Origin of the sequence: Streptomyces beijiangensis (genome assembly GCF_017315755.1) — a bacterium.
Classification (GTDB): Bacteria; Actinomycetota; Actinomycetes; order Streptomycetales; family Streptomycetaceae; genus Streptomyces; species Streptomyces beijiangensis.
In genome coordinates this window covers 1-241 of sequence record NZ_JAFLRJ010001632.1, presented here as the reverse complement: position 1 = coordinate 241, position 241 = coordinate 1, and the positions used below count along the sequence as shown (strand labels likewise).

Annotated in this window: 1 pseudogene; it reads right to left on the bottom strand. The window is 68.9% G+C overall.

Annotation, left to right across the window (positions count from 1 at the left end):
- Positions 1-241: pseudogene (locus tag J0695_RS42990) on the bottom strand (adenosine deaminase); the annotation flags it as partial.

Sequence of the window (241 nt, the reverse complement as noted above, 5' to 3'; positions counted from 1 at the left end):
CGCCAAGAACGCCGTTGAGGCCGAGGAGGGGGGCGGCGACCAGGTACTCGTTGTTGAGGTCGGTGCCGAACATGGGCGGGTCGTCGCTGTTGATCGTGACGAGGACCCCGGCGTCGACCATCTGCTGGAGAGGGTGCTCGTCGAGCGAGGCGACCACGCGGGTGGCGATGTTGGAGGTCGGGCAGACCTCCAGCGCGATGCGGTGCTCCGCGAGGTACGCGAGGAGCTCGGGGTCCTGGAC